Here is a 25,308-nt window from a genome sequence, read left to right on the forward strand (position 1 = left end):
GGCTGGTGACCGGCGGGGTGATCTGGGCCGTCATCCGGTCCCGCCGTCGTCGCTGAGCCCGGCCGGGCCGTCGCCGCCGCGCAGGTAGGCGAGGACGGCGAGCACCCGCCGGTTGGCGTCGTCGGTCGGCGGCAGGTCCAGCTTGGCGAGGATGTTGCCGACGTGCTTGCCGACGGCCGCGTCGGTGACGGTGAGCCGCCGGGCGATCGCGGCGTTCGAGTGCCCCTCCGCGATCAACGCGAGCACGTCGCGTTCCCGGGCGGTCAGCCGGGCGAGCGGGTCGACGCGGCGGCGCAGCAGTTGGCGTACCACCTGGGGGTCGACCACCGTGCCGCCGGCGGCGACCTGGCGCAGCGAGTCGACGAACTCGGCGATGTCGACCACCCGGTCCTTGAGCAGGTAGCCGACCCCGCGTCCGCTGCCGGAGTCGAGCAGGTCGGCGGCGTAGCGCTGCCGGACGTACTGGCTGAGCACCACCACCGGGCGTTCGGGGCGGTCGGCGCGTAGTCGTACCGCGGCCCGGAGCCCTTCGTCGGTGAAGCCCGGCGGCATCCGGATGTCGGTGACCACCAGATCCGGGTCGTGTTCGGCGACGGCGGCCAGCAGCGCCTCGGCGTCGCCGACGGCCGCCACCACCTGGAAGCCGAACCGGTTGAGCAGCCCGGCCAGGCCTTCGCGCAGCAGCATGCCGTCCTCGGCCAGTACTACCCGCATGGCAACTCCAGTCGCAGCAGGGTGGGGCCGCCGGGCGGGCTGGAGAGCAGCATCCGCCCGCCGCCCGCGGCGGCCCGGTCGGCGAGCCCGGTCAGGCCGGTGCCGCCCGCCGGATCGGCGCCACCCCGGCCGTCGTCGCCGACCTCGACCACGATGGTCCCGCCCGAGCGTCGCACGGTGACCCGGGCCTCGGTGGCCCCGCTGTGCCGGACCACATTCGTGAGCGCCTCCGCGACCATGAAGTACGCGGCCACCTCGGCCGGTCGGGCGGGTGCGGCGGGCAGGTCCGTGTCGACCTCGACGGGGATCGGCGCCCGCTCGGCCAGCTCACGCAGCGCGGTCGGCAGCCCGAGATCGCCCAGCACCTGCGGATAGATGCCATGGATCAGTTCCCGCAGCTCGTCCATCAGCTGTTTGGCCTGCTCGTGGGCGGAATCCACGCTGGCCGCGGCGGGCGAGTCGGCGGGCAGGTCGAGCCGCGCCATGCCGAGCTGCAGGGTGAGGCTGACCAGCCGCTGCTGGGCGCCGTCGTGCAGGTCCCGTTCGATGCGCCGCCGCTCGGCCTCGAAGGTGTCGGCCATCCGGGCCCGGGACCGGGTCACCTCGACCAGCTCGGTCCGCAGCCGCTCGTCGGGTGGCCGGTGCAGCAGCGCCCGGGCCAGCGCCGCGTGGCCGCCGGCGACCAGACCAACCAGATACGGTACGGCGGGCAGCAGCGCCACGCCGGCCAGCGCCCACCAGCGCGCGGTCGCCGGGTCGTCGACCGTCACCACGCCGAGCTGGATGGCGTCCCCGGTGCCGACCAGCCACGGTGCGGCGACCAGCCCCATGATTGTCAGCACCAGGATGGCCAGCACCGCCAGCACCGCCGTGCCGACGGTGACCAGCAGCAGCGCGTACGCCAACGCCCGCCAGGTGGCCTCCTCGGTGTAGCGGGTCCGCAGCCAGGACCCGAGGCGGGCCGGCCGGTGCCCGGAGCTGACCGGCCGGTCGTCGGCGAACCGCAGCCGGGCGCGTTCGACCACGCCGAGCGGGACGGCGACCAGCGGACCGAACGCGCCGACCAGGAGCGCGCCGATCAGCACCAGCAGCGCGGTCGTGCCGAGCGACTGCTCGTTGCGGCTGTGTGGCACCAGCACGAAGAGCCACGGCAGCCCGAGCAGCGTCAGCGGCGGTCCGGCCACCCCCATCACGGGTACGGCGGTGAGCAGGTAACCGGCGGAGCGCCACGGCCAGCTACCGAGCAGGAATCGTCGGCTCCGCATGGCCTGTAGCGGGTTCTGAATGTCCACGCCGGTGACGCTATGCGCGACGGTGGCCGGCTCCCAGCCGTCTGCGGCTACACCTGACGGTATGGCCAGCCCTACCGCGCCGCGCCGCCGCCCTGGCCCGGACTGCCGGCGTCCGGTGGCAGCGCCTTTTCCACGGCCGCGACCAGGTCCGCGGACTCCGGCTCCACTTCAGGGCCGAACCGGGCCGCCACCGTGCCGTCCGGCGCGACGAGGAACTTCTCGAAGTTCCACCGGATGTCACCGGTGTATCCGTCGTCGTCGGGGGTGTCGACCAGCCTGCGGTAGAGCGGGTGCCGGTGGGAGCCGTTCACCTCGACCTTCTCGGTGAGCGGGAAGGTCACGCCGTAGGTGGTCGAGCAGAACTCGGCGATCTCCCCGGCGGTGCCGGGTTCCTGCCCGTGGAACTGGTTGCAGGGCACGCCCAGCACGGTCAGCCCGCGGTCGGAGTACCGGTCGGCGAGCGCCTGGAGGCCGGCGTACTGCGGGGTCAGCCCGCACCGGGAGGCCACGTTGACGATGAGCACCGCGCGGCCACGGTACTGGGTGAGGTGTGCGGACCCGCCCGCGAGCGCGTCGATCTCGACATCGAGTACTGGCATGGCTTGACGCTACCCGCGCCGCGCCCAAGAGCCGGATCGGTGGTGGAGATGGCGGCTTACGCGACGCAGAATTCGTTGCCTTCCGGATCGAACATCACCACATGGCCCAGGTGTGGGCCATAGGATTCTTCGTGTACGGCGGTGGCGCCGGCCGCGACGAGGTCGGCCACCTTGGCGCGGATGAGTCGCTCGCGCTCGGCCGGCTCCCACGGTGGTTCGCCGGCCACCCGGATGTCGATGTGCATCCGGTTCTTGGCGGCCTTGCCCTCGGGAACCCGCAGGAAACTGATCGCCGGTCCGGTCCCGTCCGGGTCGACGAGCGAAGCGCCGTCGGGGTCGTCGTAGCCGGGCTCGGCCACGTACCCGAGCGCGAGTGCCCAGAACGCGGCGATCCGGTGCGGGTCGGCCGCGTCGCAGCCGAGCGTCCAGTGCGTCGCCATACGAGCACGCTATACCTGTGCCGCTTCACGAGTTGAACGCCAGTTACCCTACCTCGGAGTTTTAGGGTAACTGTTGTTCACCTCGTGAGCTGACCCCGGCGGTTTGCTCGCGGGCAGTCGGCCGTCATGGGGGCTCGTCGGCCGCCTGCTGGTCGAGCAGCACCTCGTAGAGCCGCTGTTGGGCCTGCCGGCCGTACCAGCACAGCCCGATCTCCTCGCCGAGCCGCTGTCCGCAGCGGCAGGTGTGGTCGTCGCCAGGCTGGTGCCGGGCGAGCATCATCCGGAGTGTGTCCGCCTGGACGCCGAGGGGGATGGTGTCCGGCGGCGACAGGCGATTCGGGTCCTCATAGCCCGGCCCACTGCCGGTGTCGGTCCAGCCCGGGGAATTGTGGTGGCCGCCGATTCGGCGCGCGTTGATGGGACGCCACCTGCCGGGACGCCGGTTGTCGCTGGGGTCGCGGTCCATTCTCGCTCCCGTCCGGTCGGAGGTGGCACAGCCATGAATCGGATGTGCTATCCACCCTGGACTGACGGTTTCGGTTGACGGAAGATGCCCTGAGGGCTACGGAATGCGATCGGCACCGGGACGGCGGCGACCCGGCACAGTCGAGTGATTTGGGGGACGTGAAACACTATGTCTGCGAGCGAGTATCTGATAGGCGATCTCCGCAAGATCCGCGAACTACTGGGGCTGACGCAGGAGGGGTTCGCCGAGCGGATCCACTTCTCGGCCAAGCACGTCGGCGCCATCGAGCGCGGCGAACGCCCCGCCCTGCCGGACTATCTCAAAGCGGTGGACCGCGCTTTCGGAACGAACCTCATGACCTTCTACCGAAAGTTCGTCGTCGGCGAGGCAGCCCCGGTCTGGTACCGCCCCTTCATCGAACACGAGGCGAAAGCCACCCTGATTCGCGCGTTCCAGCCACTCGTCATCCCCGGCCTACTGCAGACCGAGGAGTACGCGCGAGCGGTCATCGCGACATTCGGTTTGCCGGGGGATCGGGCGGACGCTGTGCTGCTGACCCGACTCGGACGGCAGGAGATCCTGCGTCGGCAGCCGGACCCCTGCCGTCTGGTCGCGGTGATCGACGAGAGCGTCCTGCACCGCCGGGCTGGGGGATCTGACGACGATCAAGCCGATCTGGCGCAAGAGCACTCGGACCGACTCCACGACCTGTGTCGAGGTGGCTGGCAATCTTCCCGGGCGGGTGTTGGTCCGGGACTCGAAGGACCCGGCTGGACCCGCGCTGGCCTTCGGGTCGGCGGCCTGGCGGGACTTCGTCCGGGCGGTTGGGCGGTAGGCGGGGCCTGGGCGGCGTCGGGTCAACCCGGTTCTCGCCGGGTCTGCTCCGGCTCGGCCGGGTGCACGGTGATCTCCTGGGTCGCCGACGCCACCCGCAACCCGTGCTCCGCGAAGCGCTCCAGCACCCGCCGGGTCACCCGGTCCTTGGTCTGCCGGGCGGCCCGCACCGGCACCACGAACCGCGCCGACAGTTCGATCCAGTTCGGCGTGGCCCGGACGAACACCCGGGGGTCGACCTCTGCCTTCGCCACCGGATACCGGTGCCGCATCTCGTTGATCGCCCGCTCCGCCTCGGCCGTGGACGAGGCGGCCTCGGCCTCCTCGCGCAGGATCCGTTCGGCGAGCTGCCAGTCGCCGTGGTAGGGCACCGGCAGGGTGAGTTCCTCCCACAGGTGATCAAGGACCGAGCTGCTGTTGTAGACGGGAGAGGTGAAGACCGACCGGTTGGAGACGGACACCACCCGCCCGGTGTACTGCCGGCCCCGGATCCACGACTGCGGGTCCGAGGAGGAGCCACTCTCCAGAATCTGGGTTCGCAGCGGGGTGATGTCGAGGACGTCGCCGCGTACCTCGCAGATCTGAATCCGGTCTCCGACCCGGAACGTCCGGCCGGTCAGGATGCTGATCCAACCGGCGAAGGCACCGATCACCTCCTGCAAGGCCAGCGCCAGACCGGCCGCGAGCAGGCCGAAGACCACCCCGATCCGGCCGGCGAACGGCCGCCAGAGCAGGGCGAGCGCGATCAGTAGCGCCAGCACGGTCAGGTAGTGGAACGCCTTGCGCAGGTAGTAACGGTTGTTGGTGTCCCCCACCCGGATGGTGACCAGCCGCCCGCCGAGGATGGCGACCAGGACGGCGAGCCCGATCAGGGCGCCGCTGGTGGCGGCACGTCCCGCCACGCTGCCGGTGTCCCACAGCAGCTCGAGCATCTGGTCCATTTACCGCCGCACCCATCTCGCCTCGGCGGGCCGGCACCACCCGCTACCGCCGGCGCGACCCATCCCATTTATCACCATAAGCGGACCATCCGGCGGATATGCTGGAATGGCCGAACCTTCGGTCGGTCGACGGTCCTTGCCGGCGGCTGTCCGGCCTCGTCGATCAGTACCGGTCGTCAAGAATCCTTTTCATCTGCGTGATCTCCTCCTCCTGGGATTCCACGATCTGGTCGCAGAGTTCGACGATCTCCGGATCGGTGATGTTGGACTCCTGGCAGACGAGGACCGCGCGGGAGTGATGGGGGATCATGGATTTGAGAAAGTCCTCATTGCCGACGAGCGGTTCGGTGCGGACGGCGGCGAACCCGCCGACGAAGAGAGCGCCCAACACGGCGTAGAGGGCGATGTTGAGGCGCCTGTCGGTGAACATCTGGTGCATGACGCCCATCATGATGATGCCCATGATCGCCACCATGATGACCGACATGTAGAAGTTGCTCAGGTTCAGGTAGAAGTCCGACCACCTGCGGATCTGGGAAAGGGTCAGCACGAACATGACCCCCAGGCTGATCAGCAGGACCAGGCCGAATCTGACATAGTTCTTTCTCATCTCTCACCTCCGGCAACACCTGGGTCAACGACGGATGAGTTCCGGTGCCGCGGTGTCCAGTGGCACCTCGGCGCCGGGCACGAGGCCGAGTTGCACGCTCGGTCGGGAGCCGACCGCGGCGAACAACCAGTCGGCGGCGGTACGGGCGCGGTTGGCGGGCAGCGACCACAGGTGGTAGCCGCGGGCCACGGCCCGGGCGGGCGGCCCCGACAGCGGGACCCGCAGCGGGTTCGCGGTGGCCTGCCAGCCGCCGAGATCGACCACGAAGCCCAGGTCCCGGTGCTGGTAGGTGCGGCGCCGGCCGACCCCGTAGGAGGCGGCGATGTTGTCGGCGGCGAGCCGGCCCTGCCGTACGGCGTGCTGGGCGGTCATCGGGGTGAGCTCGCCCGGCCGGGTCGGATCCGGTACGGCCGCGGCGTCGCCACAGGCGAGGATCTCCGGGTGGCCCGGCACGGCCAGATACTCGTCGACCGTGACCCGGCCCGCGGTGGTGGGCAGCCCGGTGGCCTCGACGAGCGGGTCGGGTCGTACCCCGACGCACCACACCAGAGTGCGGGACGGGACGAACCGTCCGTCCGACAGGCGTACCCCGTCGGCCGTGGCCTCGGCGACGGATGTGCCCAGACACACCTCGACCCCCCGTTGCCGCAGCACCCGTCCGGCGACCTTCGACATCCGGTCGGAGAGGCCGGGCAGGACCCGGTCGGCGACGTCCAGCAGGAGCCAGCGTGGGCGGATCCCGTCGAGTCTCGGATGGCGGCGGGCGATCTCGTCGGTGAAGAGCTGGCCCTGGGCGGCGACCTCGGTGCCGGTGTAACCGGCACCGACCACGACGAAGGTGCAGCGGGCCTCCCGCTCGGCCCGATCGTCGGCGGCGTCGGCCATCTCGATCTGCTGGATCAGCCGCTCGCGCAAGTGCAGCGCCTCCGGAATGCCCCGGAAGCCGTGCGCGTGGTCGGCGACACCGGGAATCGGCAGCAGCTTGTTGACGCTGCCCGCGGCGAGGACCAGCCGGTGGTAGGACAACCGGCCGGGCCGCCCCTCCGGATCGACGTAGGTGACGGCCCGGCCGGCGGGGTCGATGCCGTCGACCTCGCCGAGCACGATCCGCACCCCGGGCAGCGTGTCGGCCAGCGGCACGGTGACCCGGCGCGGGTCGAGCACCCCGCCGGAGACCTCCGGCAGCAGCGGCAGGTACAGGAAGTAGTCGGTCGGGTTCACCAGCACCACGTCGGCGGCGCCCCGGGCCTTCCTGGCCAGGCGGCGAGCGGCGTGGAAACCGGCGAATCCCGCGCCGACGATGACGATCCTCGGTCGGGCCATGACGGGTCCCCTCGATGGTCTGCGATCGTTTCCCCTTCCTCCGGAGGTAACCCGGTAGGTCCGGCGGAAACGTCCGGTCACGTGACGACGAGCGCCGGGGCCGCCCTCATCCGGCTCCGGCAACGACACGGCCGGGTCGGCGGCGGCGCCCAGCGCGTCTGCTCAGGAGGTGGTGGCGTCGGCGTAGCGCAGGACCGCGCCGATGCCGTGTTCCAGCGGCGCGTCGTCGGGTTCGACGAGAACGAGTTGGGCGTCCGTGCCGGCGATGGCGCGCAGCAGGGCGGCGTCGGCGCGTACCCGTTGCGGGTCCCGCACGCCGAGGGCGGTCAGGGACTCCTCGTCGACCGCGAGGTGGGTGGGGTCGTCCGGCCCGACCCACAGGGTGTCGGTGGAGGAGTTGTCGTTCACCAGCAACACGGTGTCGACCTGGCCACGTTGGAGGGCCGCCACCACCTCGGCGAGTCCGGTCGGCGCCGTGCCCTCGCCGGCCTGGGCCTGGTAGCGGTCGATCACCTCCCGGGTGTGGCGTCCGGTCACCTCGGCGATCGCCCGCCCGGTCGCGTCGTCCAGCGCGGTGTTGTCGGCGCCGGCGTGTCGGGAGCCGAGGTCGGTCCGGACGGTGCGTTCCCGCCATCGGGCGGGGAGCCGCTGCGTGAACAGTTGCGCCGCACGGACGTCTCCGCCGACGACGATCACTTCGGCGCCGATTGATTCGGCCAGGTCCACGGTGGCGGCGGCCACGTCGCCGGCGTTGCGTTCCCAGGACACCTCGGCCGCCTGCTGGTAGCGCCGGTGCGACCAGCCGCCGGCCTGCACCTTGCGGAGCGGGAAGGTCTCGCCGCCGTCGACCGTGCGCTGTCGGGGCACCTCGTCGGCGGTGATCCCGTCCAGGTCACCGCCGGTGCGGTCGGCCAGCACCCGGACGTGGGTGACCTCCTCACCACGGTGGGCGAGCAAGGGCATGACGTGCGGCAGCGGCCCGAGCCGCGCCTCGTCGCTCGGGGGCGGAGCGGGCAGCGGCTCGGCCAACGCCACCCGCCCGGCCCTTGCCAACAGCACCAACCCGTGCCGGCCGGGTCGGGCCGGCTGGTCACGGACGGCCTGGTCGAGCGCGTCCAGGGTGGCGGGGTCGGCGCCCTGGCCGGCCAGGTCCGAACGCAGCGCGCGCCAGCGCAACCCCACCTCGTGGTCGGCGTTCGCGCCGTCGCGGCTGGCGTCGAGGTAGACCGACACCCACGGGCCGGGCTGGTCGAACAGCGGTCGCAGGAAGGCCACATTCATGAGGTCTCCTTTCGTCGTCCCTCTGCCACCCCCTACCCCGCCAGCTCCAAACGTCACCTCTCGTCGGCGGATGACGCGGCTCGGATCCGTCGGTTCGACGTATGGTGTGTTCGTATGGCAGTGAAGAAGACGGCGTCCCGCTGTCGGCCGCCCTGGACATCCAACCGGGTCTGGTCATCCGCCGCCTCTGATCATGGCGAGGGGCGCCGGGCTGGTGGCCCGGCGCCCCTCGATCAGGTGCGGTGTCAGTAGAGGATCAGGTTGCCGCCGGAGGCGGTGAGGTTGACCTCCTCGGTGGCCGAGCCGTTCCAGCCGGACGAGAAGAGCAGCCGGTCACCCTCCCAGACCGTGATCCCGATCGAATCCCGCTGACCGGCGCCCCGGTCGGTGAGCGTGACCCGCATGGTCAGGTCGGTCGCCACCGGCACCGGGCTCTGCGGGGTGGAGATGTCGTACAGGGTCACCAGGTAGCGCAGTTGCGCCTGGCCGTTGCCCGGGGAACCGGAGGTGGCGAAGGACGCTGCCTGCGTACCCTGGAACTTGTAGCGTTTGTCGCCCGAGCGGTAGCCGACCTTGACCTTGCCGAGCAGCTCGCCGGCCCGGCTGACCCGGGCGTCCAGGTCGAGCTCCACCCGGTGGTCCGGATCCAGCGGGTACGCGCCCGCCGTGGCGTCGCTGCGCAGGTAGCCGTCGCCAACCAGGGCGAGCCCGCCCGGCCGGGTGACCACCACCTCGGCCGTGGCGCTGCCGGTGTAGCGGCCGGTGACCTCCGCGGCCACCTGGTGCACCCCGAGCGGCAGGGTGGCCCGGCAACTGGCCGAACCGTCGGTGCCGGCCGCACCCCACAGCTTCACCTCGGCCGAGCAGAGCGTGGTGTCGCCCTCCTTGAAGGTGAGCTGCACGCCGCGCACGTCACCGGCCTCGGCAGTCACGCTGGCGCGCAGCAGAACCTCCGCCGCCAGCGCGCCCTCCGAGGTGGCGAAGGCCTGCGTGTCGCCGGTGTAGGCCACCGTCGCCGGCCGGACCTGGCTGATCCGGATGTCGGCGTCGTTGAGGTCGAAGAAGACGTTCCCGACCGCCTCGATCTTGATCCGACCGGTGGTGGTCTCGATGTTGGGCAGGACCACCGTGGCGCTGCCGTTGTTCGGCACCGCCTCGGCCAGCACGTACGGGAAGGTCTTCGCGCCGTCGGTCGACAGTGAGATCTTCACCTGCGCGGCGTTCACCGGGGCGACGTCGGTGTTCGCCACGTCCCAGGTGATCTCCTGGCTGCTGCCGCCGAGCAGGAACGCCGGCCTCGGCTGCGAGGTGACCAGGAACGGACCCGCTTCCGGGGCCAGCGTGAGCGCCGTCTGGGCGCTGCCGATGCCACCGCCGCCCGGCCGGCTGTCGCGGGCGGTCAGCTTGAAGTGCATCGTGCGGTCGTTGTCGTAGCCGACCCAGTCGGCGGTCGGCAGGAACTCCGAATAGCAGTCGACCACGGCCGGTGGCACGTTCGACGCGCTGCCGCTGGCCGGCGGCGCCGGCGCGGCCGGGCAGGTACCGGTCTTGGCGTTGGTGTTGCCGGCCAGGATCTGGGCGGTGTCCGGGAAGACCCGGGTCGGGTCGGTGCCGACCGCGTTCAGGCCCGGGGAGTAGTACTGCTGGGTGTCCTCCGGACCCACGATCGCGGCCTGCCCGAAGACCCGGAACAGCGGGCCGTTGGTCTTCACGTTGTCCACCAGGGCGGTGCCCGCGTTGCTGACGCCGCTGATCCCGCCCCGGTCGTTCTGCTCCCACAGGTAGGTGAGCGGGTCGCCGTCCGCGTCGGTGGCGCTGCCCGTCAGGGCGAACGGCGTCCGGACCGGAATCGTGTACGCCGCCGGCACGGCCACCACCGGCGCCCGGTTGGCCAACTCCTCGACCCGCCAGCCACCGTTGTCGACCGGGCCGCCCTTGGCGGTCTCACCGACGAAACCGGCCGCGCCGACCAGGTTCGCCAGCCCGAGCGCGCCGACGTTCGTGGCGGCCAGCGGGCCGCCGTTGAAGGTCACCTGGAAGCCGACGTCGGTGAGGGCGCCGGAGCCGCCGAACGCCGCCACCGTCACCGTGGCGCCGGCCGGCCAGCCGGAGATTCCCTCGATGGCGGCCTTGATGCCGTCGGTGGTGTAGTTGCCGCCCCGGACGATCGGCGCCGAGGTCTGCCCCGCGTACCGGACGGCGAACGCGTCGCCGTCGGTGTCGAAGTCGCGCAACGAGACCGTCTGCACCTCGTTGATCGCCGGCCGGACCGCGTTGACCACCGTGGTGATCTCGGTGTAGCTGCGCTGTGACCAGTACGGGTCGCTGTGTGGCTGCAGGTTGTCCTGCTGGCAGATGCCCGCGTACGCCATGATCGACGAGCCGCTGCCCGGCTCGTACGAGTTGGCGGCGCTGCGGTTGCCGCCGGAGCAGTTCCACTGGGTGCCGTTGAAGGTGTGGTTGCCGCCGAACTGGTGGCCGATCTCGTGCGCCACGTAGTCGACCGCGAAGAAGTCGCCGATCGGGTTCGGCAGGCCGGTGCAGCCGCGCGCCTTGCCGTCGCCGCCGACCACGCCGAGCCCGGCCACGCCGCCGCCGGGCAGCCCGAAGCCGATGTGCCCGACGTCGTACGCGGAGGCGCCGATGAGCTGGCCGAGGACGATCCGGTTGCGGTTCAGCGTGCTGCCGGTGCAGCCGGTCAACTGGGCCTCGGTGTAGCAGGGCGACGCGCCGCAGGGGCCGTTCGGCTCGCTGGCCAGGGCGGCGGTGTTCAGATTGGTCTTGTCGGTGTCGTTGACCAGCACCAGCCGGATCGCGGTCTCGTCCTCGTAGATCTGGGTGACCCGGTTGACGAGCGTGACCTTGGCCGCGGTGACGTTCTCCGGTCCGAAGTAGGTCGCGTACGACGGGTCGGTGACCAGGGCCAGCCGGTAGGTGCGCAGCCGCACCGCCGGGCCGGCGGCGGCCTCCGGCTGGGCGGCCTCCAGCTCCGCGACGGCGTGCTCGACGTCCTCCCGCTCGATCAGGTCACCGTGCCGGTTGACCAGGTCGTGCGCGTAGTAGCTGGCGTAGACGCTCTGGTCCCGGTGGTACGGGTCGACGTACCAGGCGCCGTTCGTGGAGCGGACCGAGGCGTGGAAGCCGAGCGGGGTGAGGTCGGCGCGGATCGTCGCGGTCGGGTCGTCGAGCCCCTTGCCGGCGTACGTCCTGATCTCGGGGTGGGCGGCGGCCAGGCCGGATTCCATCACCGGGGAGTCGACGACCTCGAAGCGCTGCAACCCGCCTTCGGGGGTGGGCACCGCGAGCACCAACGGTGTGGACCGGGGGCGGGCGGACTCGTCCGGGGCCCGGTCGAGCTGGCCGGCGATCATCGACCGGTCCAGGGTGTACGCCGCCAGCCGGCGGGCCTCGATGTCGGCGGGCCGGCCGGACCGGTTCGCCGACGGGCCGTCTTCGAGCAGTTGCCAGGGGCCGTCCGGGGCCGCGCTGGCGGCGTTCGTCGGCGGGAGCGCGGGCAACAGAACAGCCGCCAGTACGGCGGCGAGCAGGGCGGCCATCCGCCGGCGGCGGGGCCGGCCGGCGGAGGTCGGGGGGTTCCTCAAGTTGTCTCCTTGGGCGCCGTCGTGAACCACGTCGCCGCCCGGGCCGGGGTAACCGACCATCGCCGACCGTGGATCTTGGGTCAGCCCCAGACGCTAGAGCCCGGCCGGCGCCCGGCAACATCAGCCGTCCGGTCGGGACAGTGGACTGTGACCAGGGGCGGGGGCGGCTCAGTTCACGGGTGCGACCGCGACGGGCCGGGTGAGGATCTCGGCGCCGTCGTCGGTGATCGCGATCGTGTGTTCACTGTGCGCCGTCCGGCAGCCGGTCACGCTGCGCAGGGTCCAGCCGTCGGCGTCGGTGACGAGGGTGGCGGTGTCCGCCATCACCCACGGCTCCAGCGCCAGCAGCAGCCCGGGGCGCAGCCGGTAGCCGCGGCCGGGGCGCCCGGTGTTGGACACGTGCGGGTCCTGGTGCATCGTCGACCCGACGCCGTGGCCGCCGAACTCGGTGTTCACCGAGTAGCCCGCCGCCCGCAGGACCGAGCCGATGGCGTGCGAGAGGTCGCCGATGCGGGCGTCGGGGCCGGCCGCGGCGATCCCGGCGGCCAGCGCGCGTTCGGTCGCGTCGATGAGCGCGAGGCTCTCGGGGGGCCGCGTCCCGCCCACGACGAAGCTGATGGCGGAGTCGGCGACCACCCCGCCCAGACTGACCGCGAGATCCAGGGAGAGCAGGTCACCGTCGGCGAGCTGGTAGTCGTACGGCCGTCCGTGCAGCACGGCGTCGTTCACCGAGGTGCAGATGTAGTGGCCGAACGGCCCGCGCCCGAAGGACGGCGCGTAGTCGACGTAGCAGGAGACCGCGCCGGCCTCGATGATCATCTGCCGGGCCCAGCCGTCGATCTCCAGCAGGTTGGTGCCGACCGTGCTGCGGCTCTTGAGGCTCTGCAGGATCTCGGCGACCAGGGCGCCGGTGTCCCGCGCGCGCAGCAGTTGGGCGGGGTTGAGGATCTCGATCATGCGGCACCTACTCGGACGACCAATAAGTATCCCGGTCATAGTATCCCGGTACTAGAATCGCAGGCATGGTCAGGTTGCCGCTCACCCCCGCGGAGGTCGAACGCGGGCAGCGCCTCGGCGCCCTCCTCCGGCGCGCCCGGGGAGACCGGTCGATGCTCGGCACCGCGCTGCGCGCCGGCGTCTCGCCGGAGACCCTCCGGAAGATCGAATCCGGTCGGGTGGCCACCCCCGCCTTCCCGACCATCGCCGCGATCGCCGACGTGCTCGGCCTCTCCCTCGACGCCGTCTGGTCCGAGCTCAAGCGGTCGGAACTCGACCGGGCCGACGCCGCGCCCGAGTTCACCATCCCGGGCGAGCGACTGGCCTCCTAGCCGGCCGGGGTGACCGGCTGGCCTCGTGGTCGGCTGGTCTCGTGACCGGTGGGTGACCGGTCAGCCGGTGGTCGGGCCGGGCGGTTCGACCAGGGCGAGCCGGCGACGCAGCCAGGCCCGTTCCGGTTCGGTGCCGACCAGCTCCAGCGCCTGCCGGTACGCCGCGGCGGCCTCCCGGTCCCGGCCCAGCCGGCTGAGCAGGTCGGCGCGGGCCGCCGGATAGGGGTGGTAGCCGCGCAGCCGGGGCTCGTCGGCCAGCTCGTCGAGCAGCGCCAGGCCCGCCTCCGGACCGTCGCGCATCGCCACCGCCGCGGCCCGGTTCAACGCCACCACCGGCGACGGCAACAGCGCCAGCAGTACGTCGTAGAGCGCCACGATCTGCGGCCAGTCGGTGCCGGCCACATCGGGCGCCTCGGCGTGCAGCGCGGCGATCGCGGCCTGCAGGCCGTACGGGCCGGGCGGGCCGCCGGTCAGCGCGACGGGCACCAGCGCCAGCCCCTCGTCGATCATCGTCCGGTCCCAGCGGTCGCGGTCCTGGTCGTCGAGGAGCACCACCTCGCCGGCCGGGCCGGTCCGCGCCGCCCGGCGGGCGTGGGTGAGCAGCAGCAGCCCGAGCAGCCCGGCGACCTCGCGCTGCCGGGGCAGCAGCCGGCGCAGGATCCGGGCCAGCCGGATCGCCTCCGCCGCCAGGTCGGGGCGCTGCAGGTCCGGTCCGGAGCTGGCCGCGTACCCCTCGGTGAAGATCGAGTAGACGGCCTGCAGCACCCCCGGCAACCGGTCGCCGAGTTCGTCGGCCCCCGGCACCCGGAACGGGATGCGGGCGTCGCGGATCTTCCGTTTCGCCCGGACGATCCGCTGCGCCATGGTCGCCGGCGGCACCAGGAACGCCCGGGCCACCTCGACGGTGCTCAGACCGGCGAGGAAGCGCAGCGTCAACGCGCCGCGGTCGTCGGCGGGCAGCGCCGGATGGGCGCAGGTGAAGAAGAGCGCGAGCCGCTCGTCGGGCAGGTCGCGGTCGGCGTCGGCGGGTGGGGCGGGGTCGGCCCGGTCGGCCTCGGCCTGCAGGATCGCCAGCCGGGTGGCGAGCACCCGGTCCCGACGCAGCCGGTCGACGGCCCGCCGCCGGGCGGTGGTCAGCAGCCAGGCGCCGGGCCGGGTCGGCACCCCGTCGACCGGCCAGTGCACGAGCGCCGCCTCGATCGCCTCGGCGGTCACCTCCTCGGCCAGGTCGAGGTCGCCGAAGCGGCGCACCAGGGCGGCGAGCAGCCGACCGCGCTCCTCCCGGAAGACCGCCGCCACCGAGGCCCCGACCGAGCCGTCCCCCTCGGCTCCCGGATCGTCCCGGTCGGCCCCCGTCCGGCCGGCGTCGCCGGCTGCCGCCGCCCCGCCCACCGCTCGTCAGCCCCCGAAGTCGGCGATCGGCCGCACCTGGACCGACCCGTCCCGGGCGCCCGGGGAGCGGGCGGCCCACTCCAGCGCGACATCCAGGTTCGGCACGTCGATGACGTCGTAGCCGCCGAGGATCTCCCGGGTCTCGACGAACGGGCCGTCGGTGACGGTCCGCTCGCCGTCCGCGTCGACCCGGACCGTGGTGACCGTGGTCAGGTCCTGCAGCGGGTGCCCGGACACCCAGATCCCCGCCTCCTTCATCGCCTTGTCGAAGCGGACCCAGTCCTCGAAGTCGCACCCCTCGGCCAGCTCGGCCGGGTTGCTCGTCGGCGGGCTCATGAACAACAGCATGTACTTCATCTGGGACTCCCTGTCGCCGGTTCCGTTGCCGTACGGGATGACGACGATCGAGGGGCGCCCGGATCGACACCCAGGCCGAGATTACTTCTCCGGCGCAGGTCAGCCGACCGGAAGCCGGACGGTGAAGCGGCAGCCCGCCCCGGCGTTCACCACCTCGACCCGGCCGCCGTGCGCCTCGACCAGGCCGCGCACGATGGCCAGCCCGAGGCCGCCGCCGGTGGACCCGCGCGGCCGGCCGCGCTCCGGGCTGCGCGCCGGTTCGCCCCGGAACGCCACCTCGAAGACCCGGGGCAGGTCCGGCTCCGGGATGCCACCGCAGGAGTCGGCGACGGTCAGCCAGGCGCCGTCGCGATCCCGTCCGCCGACGATCTCGACCGTGCCGTCGTACGGGGTGAACCGGATCGCGTTGCGCAGCAGGTTGGCCACGATCCGGGCCAGTTCGGGCTCGCTCGCCGACACGACCGGCCAGCCGTGCTCGGTGGCGACCAGCCGGATCCGGTGCGCCCGGGCGACCGGTTCGGCGGCGGCGAGCGCGTCGGAGACCACGTCGCCGAGCGGCACCCGGGTCAGCGACAGCCGCAGCGCGCCCGCGTTGATCCGGGACAGCTCGAACAGGTCGTCGACCAGCTCGGTCATCCGGTCCGCCTCGGTGCGGATCCGCCGGTGGTAGTCGGCCACCCCGGCCGGGTCGGCGACCACCCGGTCCTCCAGCGCCTCGGCCATCGCCCGCAGCCCGGCCAGCGGCGTACGCAGGTCGTGCGAGACCCAGGCGACCAGCTCGCGCCGGTTGGCCTCGGACCGCCGTTCCCGCTCCCGCGCCTGCTCGGCCCAGACCGCCTCCCGACCCAGCCGGCGCCCCAGCCACCAGCCCAGCGCGAGGCTCACCAGCGCCGAGCCGGCCAGCACGATGAGCAGCACGTCTCGGTCGTGGGGGGAGATGAACATGGCCTGCGCGATCCCGACCACCCCGGCCAGCACCGCGGTCACGGTGACCACCAGCAGCCCGAAGATGTGCGCGGTGATCGACCGGCCGCGCAGCGCCCGCAGCAGCACCGCGCCGGGCAGCCCGATGGCCACCGCGCCGGCCAGCGCGACCGCCAGGATCAGGACGGTGTCCCGCAGCGGCAGGTCAGGCATTGCCGGTCTCGTACCGGTAGCCCACACCCCAGACGGTGACGATCCGGCGCGGGCCGGCGGGGTCGGGTTCGATCTTCTCCCGCAGCCGCCGGACGTGCACGGTCACCGTCGCCTGGTCGCCGAAGGTCCAGCCCCACACCTGGGCGAGCAGCTCGGCCCGGCCGAAGGCGCGCCCCGGATGCCGCAGAAAGAAAACCAGAAGATCGAATTCGCGTACGGTCAGCGCCAGCTCCTCGCCGCCGCGGCGGGCCAGCCGCCGTTGCCGGTCGACGACGAGATCACCGTCGACGAGCAGGCCACCGCCACCGTTGCCGGCTGGCCCGCCGTTGCCGGGTGGGCCGCCGGCGGGTGGGCCGCCGGCGGCGAGCGGGTCGGTGGCGCGGGCCGGGCCACCGGCACCGGTCACCCGGCGCAGCACCGACTGCACCCGCAGCACCAGCTCGCGGGGGGAGAACGGCTTGGTCACGTAGTCGTCGGCGCCGAGCCGCAGCCCGGTGATCCGGTCCGCCTCGTCGCCGAGGGCGGTCAACATGATCACCGGCACCGCCTCCGCGTCGGCGCGCAGCCGGCGGCAGACCTCCAACCCGTCGATGCCCGGCAGCATCAGGTCGAGCAGCACCAGGTCCGGCCGGGTGCCGGCGAAGCTGGCCAGCGCGGCGGGTCCGTCGGCGGCGTGCTCGACGGCGTAGCCGGCCCGTTCCAGATATCGGCGCAGTACGTCGCTGACGGTGGGATCGTCGTCGACGACGAGGATCCGGCGCGGGGTGGTCACCTGGCCCATGCTGCCCGGTCCGGTCACGCCGCGGTCAGCTCGGCCGCCCCGAACGAGACCGAGAAGCGCTTGCACCAGATCGAGACGCTGCTGAAGTCGGCCGGGTCGACCGAGGACGGCAGGTCGTAGACCTGGTCACCCCGGTTGCCCTTGAGCCGGTCCAGCTCCACCCACTCGCCGTCGTCGAACACCCGCCACCCGGCCGTGCCCTCAAGTACCGGCTGGTCGGTCAGCCAGACCCGCAGGTCGGGTCCGTTGGAGGTGGCCAGGTCCCGCAGCACGAGCTGGTGCCGGCCGTCGGGTCGCCGGATCAGCTGGGCGGTGCCGGTGGTCTTGTGCTCATGGGTGATGAACTCGCCCTTCGCCAGCAGGGTGTTGCCGGCGGGCGGGGCGGCGGAGGTCGCCGGTCCACCGGCGGCGGGCGGTCCCGAGGCGGACGGATCGGCTTGTGGGGCGGTCGCGGGCGGGGTCTCGATGGTGGGCAGCGCCTCGGTGACCGTCTGGTCGGTGACCAGCTTCCAGGGCTGGAACCAGTACATGCCGAACGCCCCGGCGATCCCGAGGGCAACGACGAAGGTCCAGGTCAGCGGTGATCTGAGTGCACGCGTCCACATGTGGTCAAGCCTAGGTGCGCGGCGTCGGCCAACCAGTTGTTGATCTCTTTCGAAGCCCTTACGGCGTAACGGTCACCAGAGTGGACTTTTCGGGTCCCGGGATGCTTGCCGGCGTACTGCTGATCGACGATCCGGTGCGCCCGGACGCCCGGACGCCCGGACGCCCGGACGCCCGGACGCCCGGACGCCCGGACGCCCGGACGCCCGGACGCCCGGACGCCCGGACGCCCGGCGGACCGCGCAGCGGCTGCGGCGGGCCGGCTTCGGCCGGATCGTGATGGTGACCGGCGACCGGTCGGCGACCGCGGACCAGGTGGCCCGGTCGGTCGGCGTCGACGACGTGCTGGCCCGCTGCACCCCGGCGGAGAAGGTCGCCCGGGTGCGGGCCGAGTCGGACCGGGCGGTGACCGTGATGGTCGGCGACGGCGTCAACGACGCCCCGGCGTTGGCCGCCGCCGACGTCGGGGTGGCGATGGGGGCCACCGGGGCGACCGCCTCGGCCGACGTGGCCGACGTGGTGCTGTCGGTGGACCGGCTGGACCGGCTGGCGGACGCGGTGCAGATCGCCCGCCGGTCGCGGGCGATCGCGGTGCAGAGCGCCGCGGCCGGGATGGGTCTCGCGGTGCTCGGCATGCTCGCCGCCGCGGCCGGTCTGTTGCCGCCGGTGGCCGGTGCCGTCCTCCAGGAGGTCATCGACGTCGCGGTGATCCTGAACGCGCTGCGGGCGCTGGGCCCCGGGATCGGTCGGCGGCCGGGCTGAAGTGGCAACAACCTGCCAGCCGGCTGGACCGGCCGCATCGCCTAGTATGACTATTAGTCATATTCATTGATGGGGGCCGAGCGCTCCCGGATCGGAGAACACATGATCGAGCAGAAGGCGTTCCGGGTGGAGGTCGCGGTCGACGCTCCCCGGGATGCCGTCTGGACCGCGCTGACCGACCCGGTCGAGATCCACCGCTGGCACGGCTGGGACTACAAGGGCCTGACCCACGAGATCGAGGAGATCTACCTCGACAACGCCCGCCACCTGCGCCGGGATCGGATCGAACTGACCGGCGGTGCGGGCCACGCCATCGAACTGGCGGACCGGGGCACCCAGACCGTCGTCCGGGCCGTGCTGGGCCGCCTGCCACCGGTCCCTGACGACCGCTACGACGTGATCGAGGAGGGCTGGCGGGCCTTCCTGCAGCAACTGCGCTACTACCTCGCCGCCCACCCCGGGGTGGACCGGCGCACCATCCACCTCGCCGGCACCGCCGTGCCCGCCGCGGTGGCCACCGCGCTCGCCGGCAAGCTGCCCGGCCGGCCCTGGCACGCCTCCCGCTACCAGCGGGGCCTGGTCACCACCCGGTTCGGCGGGGCGCTGGCGCTGCTGGCCGCCGAGATCCCGCTCTCCGCCGGGTGGCCCGGCCAGCTCTCCGTGACGGTCAACACCTACGGGCTTCCCGCGGCCGAGTTCGCCGCCGCCGAACGGGACCTGACCCGCTGGTGGCACGGGCTGGTGCCGGACGGCGAGATCACCACCTGAACCGACCACCCACTGATCGAGAAACTTTCGCCGCCAACCCGCCGGGTTGCCGTCCGATCACCGGCGAACCCGGGGATCATGGAGACCCCGATGCGGGACCGGAAGGTCGGGCTTCTGCCAGGAGGAAGGTTGGGCTTCCTCCTGGAGGGGCAGGAGAGGGTGGTCATCCGGTCAGGGAGGTGCGGTACGTGCTCGGTGGGCAGACGGCAGGCAGGTCCGTCCCGGTCGGGGCGACCGTCGACGGGTATCCGCCGATCGCCGACCACGGGCTGATCGGCGACGGCGGAACGGCCGCGCTGGTCGGCACCGACGGCACGATCCGGTGGCTGTGCCTGCCCCGGTTCGACGGGCCGGCGCTCTTCGCCGCCCTGCTCGACGCCGAACGCGGCGGGCAGTGGCTGCTGCGACCGGCCGGCCTGCGCGAGGTCGCGCAGCACTACCTGCCGGGCACCGCCGTACTCGCCACCGACCTGCACGCCGACGCCGGCGTCGTACGCGTCATCGACGCCATGATCGTCGACGGACCGCTCGACTCGGGTCGGGAATCGGGGACCGGCGAGCTGGTCCGCCTGGTCACGGTGGTGCACGGCGAGGTCGACCTGCGGATTGGGCTGACCGGCCGCCAGGGCACCGCCCGACTGCACACCACCGGCCCGGTCGACGGACTGACCGGCGCGAGCCGGGGTCCGCTGCAGGTGGACGGCCGGACGGCGCTCGACGCGACGATCCGGCTGCGGGCCGGCGACCGGCTCGGACTGGTGCTGCGCTGGGGTGCCGGGCCGACCCGGCTGCAGACCGTCGACGACGTCGTCGACGCGTTGGAGCGGACCACGGCCGCCTGGCGGGAGTGGAGCGACCGGCTCGACTTCCACGGCCCCCGGGCGGAACTCGTCCGCCGCAGCGCCATCACGTTGAAGCTCTGCGACCACCACGCCAGCGGCGCGCTGGTCGCCGCCCCCACCTCCTCGCTGCCCGAGGCGATCGGCGGGGAACGCAACTGGGACTACCGCTTCACCTGGGTCCGGGACGCCGCCTACACCGTGTACGCGCTGCGCCGCATCGGCATGGTCGCCGAATCGGACGCGTTCCTCTCCTGGGTGCTGCGGGCCTGCGTCCGGGACGGGCAGCCGAGGGTGCTCTACACCCTCGACGGCACGCCACCGGCACCCGAACGGATCGACCCGGAGCTCGCCGGCTACCGGCGCTCGGCGCCGGTCCGGTGGGGCAACGCCGCCGCCGACCAGATCCAGCACGACGTCTACGGCGAGATCCTGGACTGCGCGTACCAGTGGGCCCGGGCCGGCAACCAGATCGACGACCTGCGCTGGGCGAGCCTGACCACGCTCGGCGAAGCCGCCGAGCTCAACTGGCGGACGCCCGACCACGGAATCTGGGAGATCCGCGAGGCGGGGCGGCCGTTCACCTACTCGGTGGCGATGTGCCAGGTGGCCGTCGACCGGCTGGCCCGGCTGGCCGGCATGCGCGGCCGGGCGGCCGAGGCGGGTCGGTGGCGACGGCTGGCGGAGACCATCCGGGGCGCCCTGTTGGCGGAGGCCTGGGACCCGGCCGCCGGCCACCTCACCGAGCACCTCGGGCAGCCCGGGACGGTGGACGCCGGCCTGCTCGCGCTGCCGCTGCGCCGGGTGATCGAGGCCAGCGACCCGCGGATGGTGGCCACGGTCGAGGCGGTGCACCACCGGCTCGGCGCCGGTGGCGACCTGCTCTACCGCTACCTGCCCGACGAGTCGCCCGACGGACTCGCCGGCCACGAGGGCGCCTTCCTGCTCTGCTCGTTCTGGTGGGTGGACAACCTGGTGCTCAGCGGCCGCCGGGAGCGGGCCGAGGAACTGTTCGACCGGCTCTGCGACCGGGCCAACCACGTCGGGCTGCTCCCGGAGCAGATCGACCCGGGGACCGGGGCATTCCTGGGAAACTTCCCGCAGGCATTCAGCCACATCGGTCTGATCAGCAGCGCCGTCAACCTCGCCCGGGCCCGGGGCGGGGAACCGGAGAGGACACCGCGATGACCACCACCACCGCCACCGTGATCGTGCTGGGCGCGACCGGCGACCTGACCAGCCGCTACCTGCTGCCCGGACTGGCCCAACTGCTGGAGCTCGGCACCCCCGCCGGCGGCCTGCGCCTGGTCGGGGTGGCCCGCGACGAACTGGACGAGGCCGGCTTCCGGACCCACGTCCGGGCGGCGCTGAGGGAGCGCGCCGGACAGGTGGCCGAGGCGGCCCGTGACCGGCTCGCCGACGACGCCCACTACCTCACCGGCGACGTGACCGACCCGAAGGTCATCGCCTCGGCGCTGCGGCTCGCCGGTGACCTCGGCACCGGCCCGGACGACCCGGTGGTGCTCTACCTGGCCCTGCCGCACGTGCTCTTCCCCGACGTCATCGGCGCCCTGCAGTGCTGCGAGATACCCGCCGGCCTGCGGATCGTGGTGGAGAAGCCGTTCGGCTCCGACCTGGCCGGCGCCCAGCGGCTCAACGCGGCGCTGGGCCGGGTGTTCCGGGAGAACCGGATCTTCCGCGTCGACCACTTCCTGGCCAAGCAGACGGTATTGAACCTGATCGGCCTGCGATTCGCCAACCGGATCCTGGAACCGTTGTGGAGCAACTCGCACATCGCCGCCGTCGACATCGTCTTCGACGAGACGGTCGACGCGCAGACCCGGGCCAGCTACTACGACCGGGCCGGTGCGCTGCGCGACATGGTGCAGAACCACCTGCTACAGCTGCTCACCCTGGTCGCCATGGAACCGCCGCTCACCACCCAGCCCACCGACCTGGCCCGGCGCAAGGTCGACGTGCTGCGGGCGGTCCGGCCGCTGAGCCCGACGGACGTCGCGGCCCGCACCGTCCGGGGCCGCTACACCGCCGGCACGGTGCACGGTCGCGACGGCGAGCGGCCGGTCGCCGGCTATGCCGAGGCGCCCGGCGTCGACCCGGCCCGGCAGACCGAGACGTACGCCGAGATCACCCTCTTCCTGGACAACTGGCGCTGGTCCGGGGTGCCGTTCCGGTTGCGGACCGGGAAGGCGCTGGCCCGCGACCGGCGCGAGATCATCATCCGGTTCGCCGACGTCCCGCACCCGGTCTTCGCGGACCGGGGCGAATGCAACGAACTGCGGCTGCAGCTCGACCCGGACCGGATGTCGCTGAAGCTGAACGTGAACGGGATCGGCGACCCGTTCGACCTGGACCCGGTCGAGCTGGACGCCGAGCTCGCCACCCAGGCCCCCAGCCCGTACGGGCAGCTGCTGCTGGCCATCATCGAGGGCGACACCCGGCTCTCCGCGCAGGCCGAGGAGGCCGAGGAGAGCTGGCGGATCGTGGAGCCGGTGCTGGCCGCCTGGCGGGACGGCGCCGTGCCGCTGCTCGACTATCCGGCCGGCTCGGCCGGTCCGGCCGGTGCCGTCGACCGGGTTTAGCGATGATCCGCCTCGACGCGGTCCGGCACCGGTGGCGCGGCCTGCCGCTGGCCATCGCGTTCATCGCGCTGGTCTGGGCGATCGACGTGGCGGCGCAGGCCCGTGCCGTACTCATCGGTTTCCTCGCGCTGGCGCCGCTGCTGGCGGCGGCCGTGGAGCGGGCCCGGCGGACCGCGCTGGTGGCCGCGCTGGCCGCCCTGGCCGCGCTCAGTTCGGGGCTCTTCGGCGCCCGGTTCGGCAGCCTGGACCATCTGCTGCGGGTCGCCGTGGTGATCGCGGTCGGGGTGGTTTCGATCTACGTGGCCCGGGCCCGTGGGCTGCGGGAGGAGCGGTTGCGGCGGGTCACCGAGATCGCCCGGGTCACCCAGCAGGCGGTGCTGCGGGAGGTGCCGGAGCAGGTCGGCGGGGTGGCGCTGGCGGCCCGGTACGTCTCGGCGTACGAGGCGGCCCAGGTCGGCGGGGACCTGTACGAGGTGGTCGACTCGCCGTACGGCGTCCGGATGATCGTCGGGGACGTCTGCGGTAAGGGTCTGGAGGCGGTGCGGCTGGCGACGACGGTGATGGGGGCGTTCCGGCAGTCCGCGTTCGTCCGGCCGGACCTGCTCACCGTCGCCGAGGACCTGGACCTGGCCGTCGAACGCGACCTCGGCATCGCCGGCCGGCCCGGCTTCGTCACCGCCGTGCTCGTCGAGTTCGGCGTCGGCACCGACCGCGACCGGATGCGGATCGCGAACTGCGGCCACCCGGCGCCGCTGCGGCGACCGGCCGGCGGCGAGGTGGAGGCGCTCGAACCGGCGTTGACCACCCCGCCGCTGGGGCTGTCCCGGGGCGCCCGGCCGGCCCTGGTCGAGTACGACTGGCGGCCGGGGGACCGGCTGCTGCTCTACACCGACGGCCTGGTCGAGGCGCGGGACGGCACCGGGAACGTGCTGCCGATCGCGGCCATCCAGTCCCGCCTCGCCGTGCCGGACCGGCAGCAGAGCCTGGACGACATCCTCGACCGGCTGCTCGGTCACGTCGGCGGCCGGCCGCAGGACGACATCGCCCTGCTGCTCGCCGAGCACCGGCCGGCCGATCCACCGGGCTGAGTTCGCCGCCGGTCCGCGGCGAAGCCGTGACCGGAGACGGATTCAATTTATGGATGTCCATGCCGGGGCAGCGCCGACCGGCCCGGGGCGGTAGCATCTTGCCAGCCGATGCTGGGCGTTCCCCCGTGCGACCCAGCATCGGCCCTTCCGGACCGGCCGGGCTCCCGCCGGTCGGTAGCGGCCGGTCAGTCCTGGCCGGTCACCTTCGGTCGTCCCGGCACCCGCTCGACGTCCATCGTCAGGGTCCGCCCGTCCGCGGCGTTCGCGGTGTAGACCACCGTCACCACCACCGGCGCGGTGGCGACCAGCTCCAGGAAGCCGACCGTCAGCGGCAGTGGCTGCGGGGGCGGGCTGCCGTAGAGCAGCTCGCCGATCCGGTAGCAGTCGTCCAGGGTGGCGGTGTCCGGCGGCAGGGTGATCTCGTCCTTGGCCCAGATCCGCGAGAACTCCGGCTCCCGGCCGATCACGGTGTCCTTCACCACCAGCGGCAGCAGGTACTTGCGGACGCGTACCGGCCGGTTGTTGGGGTTGTGGATGTTGATCTCGGTGGCGTACTCGCCCGGCCGGAGCACGGTGCGCACCGGCTCGGCCTCCTGCTGTACGCCGCAGACGAACTTCACGCTGTAGGTGGTCAGCTCGCGGGGCTCGTCGGCGGGCGCGAAGGCCAGTCCATGGTCGACCCGGTTGACGGCGATCAGGGTGGTCGCCCCGGTGGCCGGGTCGATCCGGTAGAACCCGCCGTCGGCCTGGAAGGTCGCGTACAGGCTGCCGTCGGCCGGGTCGTACGCCAGCCCGCCGGTGTCACCGATCGGTACGCCGGTCACCCCGATCACCGAGTAGCTCCCGGTCGTCACGTCCAGCCGGCCGAGGCTGTCGGTGGGCCGGTCGATGCCGAAGACGACGTCGCCGGCCCGGGTCAGCCCGTTGAGATCGCGGGGCTGGCCGTTGGGTGGGCCGATCACCGTCGCGGCGCCGGTCGCGGTGTCGATCGTGAAGGTGGTCGCGGCCCCCGCGTCGCCCTGGTCGACGCCGACCAGCCGCCCGGTGGAGTCGAAGGTGAGGCCGCCCTCGAAGATGAAACCGATGCCGAGCGGCCCGACCGCGGTGGCCGCGCCGGTCGTCACGTCGATCGTGTAGAGCTGGGCCGCCGAGGTCAGGCTGATGCCGTACAGGATGCCGCTGTCGCTGAAGGCGAGCGCGCCGATCGAGACCTCGACCGGGCCGTGCGGGCCGATCAGGGCCGCGGTGCCGCTGGCCGTGTCGATCAGGTAGAGGTTGGCGCCGTCGGTGCCGTACAGCCCACCGGGCACGATCGCGGTCGGCCGGGCGGCCGGCACCGGCAGCCCTCGGCGGCCGGCCAGCAACCGGCGGTACGGCTCGCCGAACCGCTCCGCCTCGGCGGCGGGGACGCCCTCCCCGCTGGTCGGCGCGATGGTCAGGGCGGCCGGTTCGTTGTCGTACTTGCTCATGCCAGGTCCTCCAAGCTCACACCCCCGCCCAACCGAGTGGGCGCCGGTGGGATGCTTGGTCACAAGCGCCAAGCCGACAGTT

General features: G+C 72.8%; 23 protein-coding genes and 1 pseudogene. 7 read left to right on the forward strand and 17 right to left on the reverse strand.

The genetic code is table 11. The annotated features are described in order from the left end of the window. Nucleotides 1-30: 30 nt before the first annotated feature. From O7627_RS03120 to O7627_RS03140, 5 genes are all read right to left on the reverse strand, one after another. A complete protein-coding gene (locus O7627_RS03120; RefSeq protein WP_278091996.1) occupies nt 31-714 on the reverse strand; it encodes a response regulator transcription factor in 684 nt (227 codons plus the stop codon). Then, a complete protein-coding gene (locus O7627_RS03125; protein WP_278091997.1) occupies nt 705-2,006 on the reverse strand; it encodes a sensor histidine kinase in 1,302 nt (433 codons plus the stop codon). Before O7627_RS03125 ends, O7627_RS03120 begins: the two co-directional genes overlap by 10 nt. 71 nt (nt 2,007-2,077) lie before the next feature. Then, the gene (locus tag O7627_RS03130; protein ID WP_278091998.1) at nt 2,078-2,605 is read right to left on the reverse strand and encodes a glutathione peroxidase; all 528 of its coding nucleotides are present in this window, start codon (nt 2,603-2,605) and stop codon (nt 2,078-2,080) included. Nucleotides 2,606-2,661: 56 nt separating this feature from the next. Beyond that, entirely contained in the window at nt 2,662-3,045 is a 384-nt protein-coding gene (locus tag O7627_RS03135; protein ID WP_278091999.1) for a VOC family protein, read from the reverse strand. Between the two features lie 124 nt (nt 3,046-3,169). Further along, the gene (locus O7627_RS03140) at nt 3,170-3,511 is read right to left on the reverse strand and encodes a hypothetical protein (RefSeq protein ID WP_278092000.1); all 342 of its coding nucleotides are present in this window, start codon (nt 3,509-3,511) and stop codon (nt 3,170-3,172) included. Between the two features lie 646 nt (nt 3,512-4,157). Between O7627_RS03140 and O7627_RS03145 the strand changes: the two genes are divergently transcribed. Next, entirely contained in the window at nt 4,158-4,346 is a 189-nt protein-coding gene (locus O7627_RS03145) for a DUF397 domain-containing protein (protein ID WP_278098132.1), read from the forward strand. Nucleotides 4,347-4,368: 22 nt separating this feature from the next. Here O7627_RS03145 and O7627_RS03150 read toward each other — a convergent pair whose 3' ends face one another. The 6 genes from O7627_RS03150 to map form a co-directional block, all read right to left on the reverse strand. Continuing rightward, complete coding sequence (locus tag O7627_RS03150; RefSeq protein WP_278092001.1) at nt 4,369-5,286, reverse strand: mechanosensitive ion channel family protein; 918 nt, start codon at nt 5,284-5,286, stop codon at nt 4,369-4,371. A 163-nt stretch (nt 5,287-5,449) separates the two neighbouring features. After that, nucleotides 5,450-5,896: a DUF305 domain-containing protein gene (locus tag O7627_RS03155; protein ID WP_278092002.1), complete on the reverse strand. Its 447-nt coding sequence runs from the start codon at nt 5,894-5,896 to the stop codon at nt 5,450-5,452. A gap of 24 nt (nt 5,897-5,920) precedes the next feature. Next, nucleotides 5,921-7,219, reverse strand: coding sequence for an NAD(P)/FAD-dependent oxidoreductase (locus tag O7627_RS03160; RefSeq protein WP_278092003.1), 1,299 nt, complete (start codon nt 7,217-7,219; stop codon nt 5,921-5,923). A gap of 162 nt (nt 7,220-7,381) precedes the next feature. After that, on the reverse strand, nt 7,382-8,500 hold the full coding sequence (locus O7627_RS03165; protein ID WP_278092004.1) for a Vms1/Ankzf1 family peptidyl-tRNA hydrolase: 1,119 nt from the start codon (nt 8,498-8,500) through the stop codon (nt 7,382-7,384). Between the two features lie 245 nt (nt 8,501-8,745). Then, the gene (locus O7627_RS03170) at nt 8,746-12,102 is read right to left on the reverse strand and encodes a M12 family metallo-peptidase (protein WP_278092005.1); all 3,357 of its coding nucleotides are present in this window, start codon (nt 12,100-12,102) and stop codon (nt 8,746-8,748) included. A gap of 168 nt (nt 12,103-12,270) precedes the next feature. Beyond that, complete coding sequence (gene map / locus O7627_RS03175) at nt 12,271-13,059, reverse strand: type I methionyl aminopeptidase (protein WP_278092006.1); 789 nt, start codon at nt 13,057-13,059, stop codon at nt 12,271-12,273. Nucleotides 13,060-13,124: 65 nt separating this feature from the next. On the opposite strand from map, the gene O7627_RS03180 reads away from it, so the two are divergent. Further along, nucleotides 13,125-13,430, forward strand: coding sequence for a helix-turn-helix transcriptional regulator (locus O7627_RS03180; protein WP_278092007.1), 306 nt, complete (start codon nt 13,125-13,127; stop codon nt 13,428-13,430). A 60-nt stretch (nt 13,431-13,490) separates the two neighbouring features. Here the strand turns inward: O7627_RS03180 and O7627_RS03185 are convergent, their stop codons facing one another. The 5 genes from O7627_RS03185 to O7627_RS03205 form a co-directional block, all read right to left on the reverse strand. Further along, entirely contained in the window at nt 13,491-14,729 is a 1,239-nt protein-coding gene (locus O7627_RS03185) for a DUF6596 domain-containing protein (RefSeq protein ID WP_278098133.1), read from the reverse strand. A gap of 99 nt (nt 14,730-14,828) precedes the next feature. Beyond that, the gene (locus O7627_RS03190) at nt 14,829-15,179 is read right to left on the reverse strand and encodes a YciI family protein (protein WP_278092008.1); all 351 of its coding nucleotides are present in this window, start codon (nt 15,177-15,179) and stop codon (nt 14,829-14,831) included. Nucleotides 15,180-15,278: 99 nt separating this feature from the next. Continuing rightward, nucleotides 15,279-16,301 (reverse strand): HAMP domain-containing sensor histidine kinase, encoded by a 1,023-nt coding sequence (locus O7627_RS03195; RefSeq protein ID WP_278098134.1) that lies wholly within the window; start codon nt 16,299-16,301, stop codon nt 15,279-15,281. A gap of 7 nt (nt 16,302-16,308) precedes the next feature. Continuing rightward, complete coding sequence (locus tag O7627_RS03200) at nt 16,309-17,097, reverse strand: response regulator transcription factor (RefSeq protein ID WP_278098135.1); 789 nt, start codon at nt 17,095-17,097, stop codon at nt 16,309-16,311. 14 nt (nt 17,098-17,111) lie between these two features. Next, entirely contained in the window at nt 17,112-17,702 is a 591-nt protein-coding gene (locus O7627_RS03205) for a DM13 domain-containing protein (RefSeq protein ID WP_278092009.1), read from the reverse strand. Between the two features lie 211 nt (nt 17,703-17,913). On the opposite strand from O7627_RS03205, the pseudogene O7627_RS03210 reads away from it, so the two are divergent. The 5 genes and pseudogenes from O7627_RS03210 to O7627_RS03230 form a co-directional block, all read left to right on the forward strand. After that, nucleotides 17,914-18,462, forward strand: a pseudogene (locus tag O7627_RS03210) (HAD-IC family P-type ATPase); the annotation flags it as partial. Nucleotides 18,463-18,564: 102 nt separating this feature from the next. Beyond that, nucleotides 18,565-19,230, forward strand: coding sequence for a hypothetical protein (locus O7627_RS03215; protein ID WP_278092010.1), 666 nt, complete (start codon nt 18,565-18,567; stop codon nt 19,228-19,230). A 179-nt stretch (nt 19,231-19,409) separates the two neighbouring features. After that, nucleotides 19,410-21,257, forward strand: a complete 1,848-nt coding sequence (locus O7627_RS03220; protein ID WP_278092011.1) for a glycoside hydrolase family 15 protein — start codon at nt 19,410-19,412, stop codon at nt 21,255-21,257. Then, nucleotides 21,254-22,669, forward strand: a complete 1,416-nt coding sequence (locus O7627_RS03225; RefSeq protein WP_278092012.1) for a glucose-6-phosphate dehydrogenase — start codon at nt 21,254-21,256, stop codon at nt 22,667-22,669. The genes O7627_RS03220 and O7627_RS03225 overlap by 4 nt, the downstream gene beginning before the upstream one ends. A gap of 2 nt (nt 22,670-22,671) precedes the next feature. After that, nucleotides 22,672-23,757 (forward strand): PP2C family protein-serine/threonine phosphatase, encoded by a 1,086-nt coding sequence (locus tag O7627_RS03230; protein WP_278092013.1) that lies wholly within the window; start codon nt 22,672-22,674, stop codon nt 23,755-23,757. 185 nt (nt 23,758-23,942) lie between these two features. On the opposite strand, the gene O7627_RS03235 is transcribed toward O7627_RS03230, so the two are convergent. After that, nucleotides 23,943-25,226 (reverse strand): hypothetical protein, encoded by a 1,284-nt coding sequence (locus O7627_RS03235; protein ID WP_278092014.1) that lies wholly within the window; start codon nt 25,224-25,226, stop codon nt 23,943-23,945. Nucleotides 25,227-25,308 lie beyond the last annotated feature (82 nt).

The organism is Solwaraspora sp. WMMD1047, from assembly GCF_029626155.1.
Lineage (GTDB): Bacteria > Actinomycetota > Actinomycetes > Mycobacteriales > Micromonosporaceae > WMMD1047.